General features: G+C 68.9%; 8 protein-coding genes. 3 read left to right on the top strand and 5 right to left on the bottom strand.

All coding sequences use genetic code 11. The annotated features are described in order from the left end of the window. Positions 1–44: 44 nt before the first annotated feature. Positions 45–1,001, bottom strand: a complete 957-nt coding sequence (locus PV796_RS02165; protein ID WP_274911062.1) for a quinone oxidoreductase family protein — start codon at positions 999–1,001, stop codon at positions 45–47. Positions 1,002–1,043: 42 nt separating this feature from the next. Next, positions 1,044–2,012, bottom strand: coding sequence for an NAD(P)-dependent oxidoreductase (locus PV796_RS02160; RefSeq protein ID WP_274911061.1), 969 nt, complete (start codon positions 2,010–2,012; stop codon positions 1,044–1,046). 134 nt (positions 2,013–2,146) lie between these two features. On the opposite strand from PV796_RS02160, the gene PV796_RS02155 reads away from it, so the two are divergent. Then, on the top strand, positions 2,147–3,049 hold the full coding sequence (locus PV796_RS02155; protein ID WP_274911060.1) for a LysR family transcriptional regulator: 903 nt from the start codon (positions 2,147–2,149) through the stop codon (positions 3,047–3,049). A gap of 69 nt (positions 3,050–3,118) precedes the next feature. Here the strand turns inward: PV796_RS02155 and PV796_RS02150 are convergent, their stop codons facing one another. Both PV796_RS02150 and PV796_RS02145 read right to left on the bottom strand, forming a co-directional pair. Then, positions 3,119–3,595 (bottom strand): DDE-type integrase/transposase/recombinase, encoded by a 477-nt coding sequence (locus PV796_RS02150; RefSeq protein ID WP_274911059.1) that lies wholly within the window; start codon positions 3,593–3,595, stop codon positions 3,119–3,121. 9 nt (positions 3,596–3,604) lie between these two features. Continuing rightward, complete coding sequence (locus PV796_RS02145) at positions 3,605–3,823, bottom strand: hypothetical protein (RefSeq protein WP_274911058.1); 219 nt, start codon at positions 3,821–3,823, stop codon at positions 3,605–3,607. A gap of 258 nt (positions 3,824–4,081) precedes the next feature. Here PV796_RS02145 and PV796_RS02140 point away from each other — a divergent pair, with 258 nt between their 5' ends. After that, positions 4,082–6,850, top strand: coding sequence for a helix-turn-helix transcriptional regulator (locus tag PV796_RS02140; protein WP_274911056.1), 2,769 nt, complete (start codon positions 4,082–4,084; stop codon positions 6,848–6,850). 223 nt (positions 6,851–7,073) lie between these two features. Further along, positions 7,074–8,552 (top strand): aldehyde dehydrogenase family protein, encoded by a 1,479-nt coding sequence (locus PV796_RS02135; RefSeq protein ID WP_274911055.1) that lies wholly within the window; start codon positions 7,074–7,076, stop codon positions 8,550–8,552. A 145-nt stretch (positions 8,553–8,697) separates the two neighbouring features. On the opposite strand, the gene PV796_RS02130 is transcribed toward PV796_RS02135, so the two are convergent. Beyond that, entirely contained in the window at positions 8,698–9,441 is a 744-nt protein-coding gene (locus PV796_RS02130; RefSeq protein WP_274911053.1) for an IclR family transcriptional regulator, read from the bottom strand. Positions 9,442–9,455 lie beyond the last annotated feature (14 nt).

Below are 9,455 nucleotides of genomic sequence, written 5' to 3'. Positions count from 1 at the left end.
GGGGGCCGGTCGTCGTGCCGGGGTGACCGCGTCCTGCCGACCTGTCAGGGCAGCAGGACGATGCGGGTGCCGGTGGGGGCGTTGGTGGCCCAGGCGGTCTCGACTTCGCTCAGGGGTACGGCCAGGGTCTCGATCGTCAGGTCGGCGGTGGGGAGCCGGTCGACGAGTTCCCGGTGGGCGGTGTGCATCTCGGTGGGCGAGACGGAACCCTGGCCGCTGCCACGGAAGTCGACATTGGCCTTGCGCAAGGTGGCGCCGGGGAGGGTGATGGTGGGGCCGGCCATGGCGCCGACGTGGACCCAGCGCAGGCGGGCGGCCGGATCGGTGCGGGCGTTGGAGAGTGCGGCCAGGGCGACTTCGGTGGGGTGGCCCCAGAGGTAGTCGACGACCACATCGGCGTCGGCGGCCGCCTCCGCAAGGCGTGCGGCGATGGTGTCGTCGTCGGCGGCGAGCGTGACGGTGTGGTCCGCACCGAGGGCCGGGAGGCCGGCCAACGCCCGGGCGTTGCGGCCGGCGGCGGTGATGGTGCCCGCGCCGAGCAGGCGCGCGAGCTGGACGGCCATCTGCCCGGCGTTGCCGGTGGCGCCGAGGATCAGGACGCGCTCGCCGGGCTTCAGTTCGGCGCGCTGTGTCAGGGCGAGCCAGGCGGACATGGCCGGGTTCATCGCCCCGGCCACCATGACGTCGTCAACGCCGTCGGGCAAGGGGACCAGTTGGCCGGCGGGGACGGCGACGCACTCGGCCATGCTCCCGTTCGGTGCCCTCAGTCCGCTGAAGAAGACCCGGGTGCCCTCCGGGGTCCGGCCCACACCGTCGAAGCCGGGGACCAGCGGCAGGGTCTGGTCGCTGGTGTAGTGGGTGCCCGCGGCGCCGGATCGGACGCGCGGATGGAGACCGACGGCGAGCACGCGGACGAGTACCTCGCCCTCGGCGGGCCTCGGGTCGGGGTGTTGCTGGTGGCGCGGTGGTCGCCCGAAGGCGGTGACTACTGCGGCATGCACGGGAGTTCCCTTCGGGTGCTGTGTGTGCGACGACGATGTGCGTCAGTCGACTTCATCCGTCCGGGGCTCGGGCTGGAGGGTGAGTCCGGATCGGCGTGCCTGCTCAAGCACCAGCACGGCGAAGTCCTCGTCGTGGTAGCCCGCGCCGACCGCCGAGGTCACGAGTTGCGCGGCGTCCGCCGTGACCGGCATGGGCACCGTGAACTCACGCGCGGCGGCCAGCGCGAGCTCAAGGTCCTTGCTCAGCAACGGTGGTGTGAACGTCGGGGTGAAGTCCAGCTCCACCAGCGCCTGGGTCTTGGACCGGGTGAAGTGCGAGCCCAGCACGGAGTTGTTGAGGAATTCCAGGAAGGCGGCCCGGGAGATGCCTGCCTTGTTCGCCAGCACGGTGACCTCTGCCAATGACTGGGTGAGGACTCCGAGCAGCGCGTTGTGGCAGATCTTGACCAGCCGGGCCTCTTCCCCTTCTCCCACATGGGTCGCCTTGGCGGCCAACTGCTCCAGTACCGGGCGGGCGTTGGCGTACGGGCCTTCGGGTCCGGACACGGCCAGTGTGGCCAAGCCGTCCGCGACCGCGTACGGGTTGCCGCTGACCGGAGCCGCCAGGAACGCGGTTCCTCGTTCGCGGCCGGCCTGACGCACCCGTGACGATGCCTCGGCCGACACCGTCGAGCAGTCGATCAGCACTCCCGGTGCCGACTCGCCTCGCAGTACTCCGTCCTGGCCACTGGTCACGGCCAGCAGGTCGTCGGAGGCCGAGACCATGGTGAACACCAGGTCGCGATCGGCCAGTTCCACCGGCCGGTCCACCACCGTGGCGCCGTCCTCGACGAGCGCCTCGGCCTTGGCGCGCGTGCGGTTGTAGACGGCAACCTGGTATCCGGCGGCCAGCAGCCGCCGGGCCAGCGCGGCGCCCATCCGCCCGGCCCCGATCCAGCCGATCCGCGGCATGCCATTACCTTCGGTCATGGTCAGCCCCTCCATGCCCTTCATTCCCTTCATCCCCTTCATGTCTCTCACGCCTTCCACGTCTGCCAGTTCCTTCGCCGGATGAGCCGGCAACGCCAACGACTCTGCCGTCGGCCATGCATCACGTCCAACGAAAGGTCGCGATATGACCCATCGCGAATGGCGATAATGAGGGGATGGAGTTACGGCAGCTTGAGTATTTCGTCGCGGTGGCCGACGAGTTGAGTTTTTCGCGCGGCGCCCGGCGGTCGCACACCGTTCAGTCCGCGGTCTCCGCGGCGATCGCCCGGCTCGAACGCGAGCTGCGCGTCGAGCTGTTCGACCGCTCCAAACGTCAGATCGCCCTCACCCCGGCGGGGGCGGCGCTGCTGCCCGAGGCCAGGGCGACCTTGGAGGCCGGCCGACGGGCGCGCGACAGCGTGGCGACCGACCGGGGGTACCTGCACGGCGCCGTCACGCTGGGGATCCTCATGTCCACCGGGCCGTTGGACGTCCCGGCCGTGCTCGGACGTTTCCACCGGGCGCATCCGCGGGTGACGGTGCAGTTGCGGCAGGCGGCGGCGGGGTCGGTCGGTCATATCCGGGCCGTCGCCGACAGCGAGCTCGATCTCGCCCTGGTCTCCCACACCGGTCCCGCGACCTCCGCGGTCGGCCTGCATCGGCTCGCCGAGGAACCGATGTGTGTGGTCTGCCGGCCCGATCACCGCCTGGCCCGTCGGCGGCGGTTGGGCGTTGCCGAGCTGTCGGACGAGACCTTCATCGACTTCGCCCCTGGCTGGGGCAGCCGGGCCGCGACCGATACCGCCTTCAAGTCGGCGGGGCTGCCGCGATCGGTTCCGTTCGAAGTCGCCGACTACGCCACCGCTATGGGGCTGATCCGGCACGGCCTCGGTATCGCCCTGATGCCGGCCACCGCCGCGGCCCGGCAGACCGGTTTGTCCGCCGTCCCCGTCACCGAACCCGCGTTGACCTGGACGCTGTCACTGGCCACCCGCGTCGGCCACACCTCACCGGCCGCCATGGCATTGGCCGACGAGATCCGCACGGCGGCCAACGCGGCTGCCGCGCAGTCGAGTTGACCCTCGGCCTCCGAGGGTCCCCATTAAGAGCTCGTCCGCTGCTTCGTCCGCCGGTATACCGCACTCCGGTCAACTTCGCCGGTGCCAGTCGCCTCGGACTGTGGAGATCTTCAGCCGGGCTTCGATGCGGGTGGTGAAGGTGCATGGGTCACGCCAGGCGGCAGCAGGCCCGACGGAAGCAGCGAGAGCGTATGCGCCGCCGCGGTCCGAAGGAAAGGTCATGCCCCGGACACCGCCGCCGCGGGTGGCACGAGCCATGTTCAAGGCGGCGACGACGAGTTCCGCATCGTGATGCGCTCCCCTCGCGTAGCCGAGCAGACGTCGGGGGAACGGGTCGATCACAGTGGCCAGGTAGGGCTTGCCCTCGTCCGTGACGATCTCCGTCACGTCGCCGGCAAAGATATGGTCGGGTGCGTCCGCGGTGAAGCTGCGGCGCACGAAATCCGGGGCGGCGGCCCGCTTGCCGGGCCGGGTCAGCCCACGTCGTCGGCGAACCATGCGTCCGGCCAGGTCGAGTTCGGCCATGAGCTTCGCGACGGTGTTCACCGAAACCCGCTATCCCTCCCTCACCGGTGTGATCCAGATCTTCGGGGAGCCGTAGGTGCCGCCCGAGGCGTCGAAGACGCTCTGCATCGCACGTTCGTCATCGCCGACCAGGCCCGCGTCCGCCGTGATCCCGGCCTGCTGCGGCCTGGCGACGAAGTCGCCGTCGACCTGCGCACGTTGACCACCCGCCGCCTGGACGTGGTCTTCGACGGGACGCGGCAGAAGCAACCGGCTTCGTGCTCAACTGGTAGAGATTTTCCCTGTGTTGGAGCGCACTCGTGAGTCTGACGGACAAGGGGCTCAGTCCCGGTGTTGGCGGGGCATCAGACCCCGACCGCTGTCGAAGAACGTCGAAGGCGTCGGGGCCAGGCTGAAGTGCCTGGCCAACTCGGCATCCTCGCCGAAGGGGAGACGCACGATGGCCTCTCAGCCTGGCACCTCAGTGGCCAACAGTTGTGTGGAACGCGGCGTTACAATTTCAACTAAATGGACCTGTACGGACGGCGCCAGGAGCAGGCAGCCCTTGACCGGCTCCTTGACGACGCTCGTCAAGGGCAGGGGGCGGCCTGGGTGCTCTGGGGCGATCCGGGCATAGGCAAGACCGCACTGCTCGGCTACACGGCCAAAGCCGCCGCGGAGGACTTCACCGTACTGACGTGCCGTGGTACTCGTCTGGAGTCGGGGCTGGCGTTCGCTGCACTGCACGAACTGCTCCTGCCAGTGATGGAGAGGATCAGCACCCTCCCGGAGCCCCAGGCCAACGCCTTGAACGGAGCCCTTGGAATCAGCGGTGACGCACCGAACAGATTCCTCATAGGCGTGGCTGTACTGACGTTGGTGGGGGAGCTTGCCGAGATACGACCGCTTCTGATCATGGCCGATGACGCCCAATGGTTGGACGAACCCTCCGCGCAGTGTCTGGCCTTCGTAGCCCGTCGGCTGCGCAACGAATCCGTGGTCGTTCTCCTGACCGGCCGAGACGATCCAGCCGATGGCCCTTGGGAGGAACTACCGGCGAGGGAAATCAGGGGACTCGACGGCGAAGACGCCCGGCTCCTGGTCGGCACCGCGGCTCCCGATGCGGACGAGGCCGTGATCCGGTACGTCGTTCGCGCTGCGGCTGGCAATCCGTTGGCGCTCCAGGAACTGCCTGTCTCCATGGCGGCCGGAGACATCTCCACGCACCCCCTCGACGGCGAACAGATCGCCGTCGGACCGCGCCTCCGCCGCGCCTTCGGCATCCAGATCGCAGACCTGTCTCCGCCTGCCCGTACCGCGCTCCTGCTCACTGCCGCCGAGGACCGCGGTGATCGCAACACCGTGCGCCAAGCCGGCGGCATGCTCGGCCTCGACTCGGCGGCCTGGGACGAGGCGTTGCGCTCCGGCCTGCTCACCGTGCGCGCGGGGGAGTGGATCGGTTTCAGGCACCCGTTGATAAGAGCGGTGGTCTACGAGGAGGCGCTGCTGGCCGACCGGCAGGTCGTTCATCGCGCCCTCGCCTCCGTGTTGACCGGCGAGATGGCCGACGAGCTACGCCCCTGGCACCTCGCTGCGGCTGCGGAGGCCGCCGGAGGATCTGACGAGGAGGCGGCCCGGCTGTTGGAACAGTCGGCCCACCTTTCCTGGGCACGCGGCGGCTGCGCCTCGGCCGCCCGTGCCCTGCGGCGCGCTGCGATGCTTTCCCCGTCCGCAGAGGATGGCGCCAGGCGCCTGGCTCACGGTGCGGGAGCGGCCTGGGAGGCCGGGCAGGTTGACGTGGCAAGGGGAATGCTGGAACGGGCCGAGGGAATGTCCAGCGAGTCCGCGGTCGCGGGATTCAGCGACGGGCTGCGCGGGATGATCGAGTTCGCGCACGGTGACCTGGAAAGCGCCTACCGGTACCTGATCCGCGATAGGGACCTGGTGGCTGACCCTGGGCAGGCGTTCAAGCTCGGCAGCATGGCCGTGCGGGCGGCTTGGTCGGCCGGTCAGAGCGGATTGCAGAGTGCGGCGATGGAACATCTCCTACAGCTCCCACAAGCTGAATTCCCGAACGCCGACCCGCTGGCGCTACTGCGGCAATGGTGGGCATGGGACTGCGAGTGCGGCGCCGATGCTCACGGCCGGGTTCTCGTCCCCACGGGGGAGACCGCTGACTGGCTCAGCAGCAGTTCCTGGCGCCTGATGCCCCCGGCACCGCTCGGCGTGGCCTGGGGTATTGAGGGTGTCCTGGACGAGGCGCTCCATCGCAAGATCGACAAGCTGCGACACACGGACCAGGTCATCACCTTGGCTCTGGCGCTGGCCCAAACGGTGACGCTGAAGATTGCCCAGGGCCGTTGGGCCTCGGCCACGGTGAACGCCATCGAGGGGCTCCAGTTGGCCGAGGAGGTCGGCGCGGATCATCTGGCGTCGCAGTGCCGCAACTGCCTCGGATGGCTAGCGGCCGTCCGGGGCGACGAGCAGGCAGTCGCGGAGTACGCCGCCAGGACCTTCGAGCAGTCGGTGCCACGAGGAGCGCGCGCACTGAGCGCGGCCGCCGAGTGGAACCTGGGAATGTCGGCACTCTTCGCGGGCCGGGCCGAGCAAGCACTGGACCGACTCGTCCGCCTCACCGAGAAGGGGCATCACTCGGCGCATCCCACCTTCGCGGTTCTCACTGCGCTGGACAGTGTCGAGGCCGCAGTCCAGGCAGGGCAGTTGACCACGGCCGAGCATCAGGCGCGGTTGCTCAGACGCTGCGCCGAGCGCACCAAAGCTGATTGGGTCATCTCCGCGATGCACGTCGCCCATGCCCTGCTGGCTTCGGGAGCAGAGGCGGAGAGACAGTTCCGGCTGGCGCTTGAGGTGCCGGGGGCCGCGTCCCGGCCCTTCAACTACGCCCGCACACGCCTGCTGTATGGCGAATGGCTGCGCAGGGCCCGCCGTCGCGCGGATGCCCGGATCCAACTCGCTGAAGCGGCCGAGACCTTCCGCAGGCTCGACGCGGCTCCGTTGCTCGCTCGTGTCCAGGCCGAGCAAGAGCTGACCGGACAGCAGCCGCGCGGCACTGCCACCGAGGTCCGAGACACGGTCCCGATCCTCACCCCGCAGGAACTACGAGTCGCCCGCCTGGCAGCCGAAGGACTCACCAACCGGGAAATCGGCGCACGGTTGCTGATCAGTCCCCGGACGGTGGGCCACCACCTGGCCAACGTGTTCCCGAAGCTCGGCATCGTCTCGCGCGCCGACCTCGCTCGCGTCGACTTCGAGGGCGGGCTGCGCTTGATCGGCTGACCTGTGGCCTCGCGCGACTTGGTGAGAGATCTGCCGATGCGACGTCTGCCCGCTCGCCTCGAACGGTTCCGGGATCCAGCTCCGGGCCGTCCGGATACGCAACCGGTCGCTGACCGATACGGTGACCGATTTCGTCCTCCGCGGACCTTCGTAGTGTCAATGCCGTTCGACCTCAGGGCCGGACCGAAGGATGACAGCTCACGGATACGGAGGCCGTCCCGTCATGACTGGCAACAACCGCTTCGGCAACCCCATCGTGGAGGAGGGCCTTCATCTGCCCCACGCCCGCCACTTCATCGCCGGTCAATGGACCGACTCCGTCCGGCACAGCGAGTCCCTCAACCCTGCCACCGGCGAAGTGCTGGGCACCTTTGCGGACGGAGGAGCGGAGGAGGCGAGGAAGGCGATCACGGCCGCCCGCATGGCCTTTGACACCACTGATTGGTCCCGGGACCGGCACCTGAGGGCCAGGGCCCTGTGCGAGATGGCCGCCCTACTGGAGGAGCGCCGCGAGGAGTTCAGCACGCTGCTTGCGCGCGAAAACGGCAAGATCCTCGGTGAAGCGGCCTTCGAGATCGACCTGACGATCCCGAAGCTGCGTTACTACGCGGCCCTCGCTCTGAGCGATCACGGTGGAGCCGCCGAGGTGAAGCCGGGGCTGTACTCGATGACTTTGCGAGAGGCGGCCGGCGTTGCCGCGGTCATCGCCCCGTGGAACTCCCCGGTCGTGTTGGCGGTGCGGTCCTTCGCCCCGGCTCTGGCCGCGGGATGCACCGTCACCATGAAACTGCCGGGGCAGACGGGTCTTGTCAACGGCCTGATCAGCGAGCTTGCCGCGCGGACCAAGAGCCTTCCGACCGGCGTTCTGAACATTTTCACCGAGACCGGCAACGAAGGTGCGTCGCTGCTGGCTTCCTCGCCGGAGGTGGACGTGATCAGCTACACGGGTTCCACCACGGTCGGCCGGAAGATCATGGAGTTGGCGTCGGCCACCCTCAAGTCGCTGTCCCTGGAACTCGGCGGCAAGAGCCCGATGATCGTCTTCGATGACGCCGACCTGGACGCGACGGTACCCGTACTGACCAAGGCGGTTACGACGTTCACCGGCCAGTTCTGCATGACCGGCAGTCGCATCCTGGCGCAGCGCGGTATCGCGGACGAACTGCGCCGCCGGATGACCGCTTCACTGGAAGCCGTGAAGGTCGGCCCCGGCGACGACCCGAACAGCGAGATGGGCGCAATGATCGACGAACGCAACGCCGAGCGCGTCGAGAACTTCGTCGCCGACGCTGCCTCCTACGCCAACGTGTTGCTCCAGGGCGTCCGTAGAGGCGCGTTCATCCACCCGTCGCTGGTCGAGGTCGAAGACGTGTCCGCCCCGATCGTGCAGCAGGAGGTGTTCGGACCGGTCGCCACGTTCGAGGTCTTCGACGCGGAGGCCGAGGCGATCGGGCGGGCCAACGCCACGGAGTACGGGCTTGCCGCGTCGATCTGGACGCGGGATGTGGACCGGCCGTTGCGTGTTGCCCGTGAGATCAAGGCGGGCACGGTGTGGACCAACACGTGGGCCGTCGTCCACGACCAGTTCGAGGAAGGCGGGTTCAAGCAGTCAGGGATGGGGCGGCTGAACGGCACGCGCGGACTTGAGGAGTTCCAGGAGACCAAGCACCTTGTCCACCCGGCGCCCGCCCGCGGCGACTGACAGGAACAGGCCCCAGGCGTGTGCCCTGCTGTCCCCAGTTCGCAGGGCACGTCGGCCGGATGAGGACCACCGCCGCGAGCGAGGAGCAGTACCGGCGCACCGTCCTTGCGCGAGATGCGAGGCGGCGTCGCCGGTTCGGGGAGTGTCAGGGCGCGTTGTACAACTCGCGCTCGATCTCGGAGACGGTCGCCTTCAGCGCACTCACCCAGGACGGGACGCGGTCCCGGTCGAAGCGCACCGTCGGCATGGCGATGGCTACCCCCGCGACGGGCAGCCCGTCCGGATCGTGCAAGACGGTCCCGAGGGCGGTCAGCCCGGACTCTGTGCGCTGGTCATTGATTGCGAAGCCGCGCTTGCGTATGAGTGCGAGTTCGCGGTGCAGCCTCTCAAGGTCCACGCCTTCGGCTCCCTCGTAGAGCCCGGCGACCTGGTCGGTCGAAAGCGCTGCCAGGACGGCCCTGCCGGCGGAGGCGAGCCGGGCGGGCAGCGTCTGGCCCACCCTGCTGCCCACGCGCAGGACCTGCGGACTCTCCGCGGTTGCGACGAACCGGGCGTCGGTCCCTGCCAGGACCACGAGGTTGACGGATTCCCCCACGCGTGCGACGAGTTCGTGGAGGTGGGGGATGGCTACCTGACGGAGCAGCGCCACCGGTGCCTGGGACGCGGCCACGGGGCGAAGGACGTCACCGGCTTCGTACAACCGGTCCGGTCGCTGCTCGGCGAAGCCGCGGTACACGAGCATCGCGAGCAGTCGATGCGCGGTGGAGGGCGACACGCCCAGCCGCTCGGCCGCATCACTGACCCGCAGCGGTCCCTCCTGCTGAAGCAGGGTCGCCAGATGCAACGCATGGTCGACGGAAGCGATCCGGTAGTGGGGTTGATTCCGCATAGCAGAAAAGCCTA

The sequence above is a fragment of the Streptomyces sp. WZ-12 genome (assembly GCF_028898845.1).
Classification (GTDB): domain Bacteria; phylum Actinomycetota; class Actinomycetes; order Streptomycetales; family Streptomycetaceae; genus Streptomyces.
This window is presented reverse-complemented; position numbering and strand designations above follow the sequence as displayed.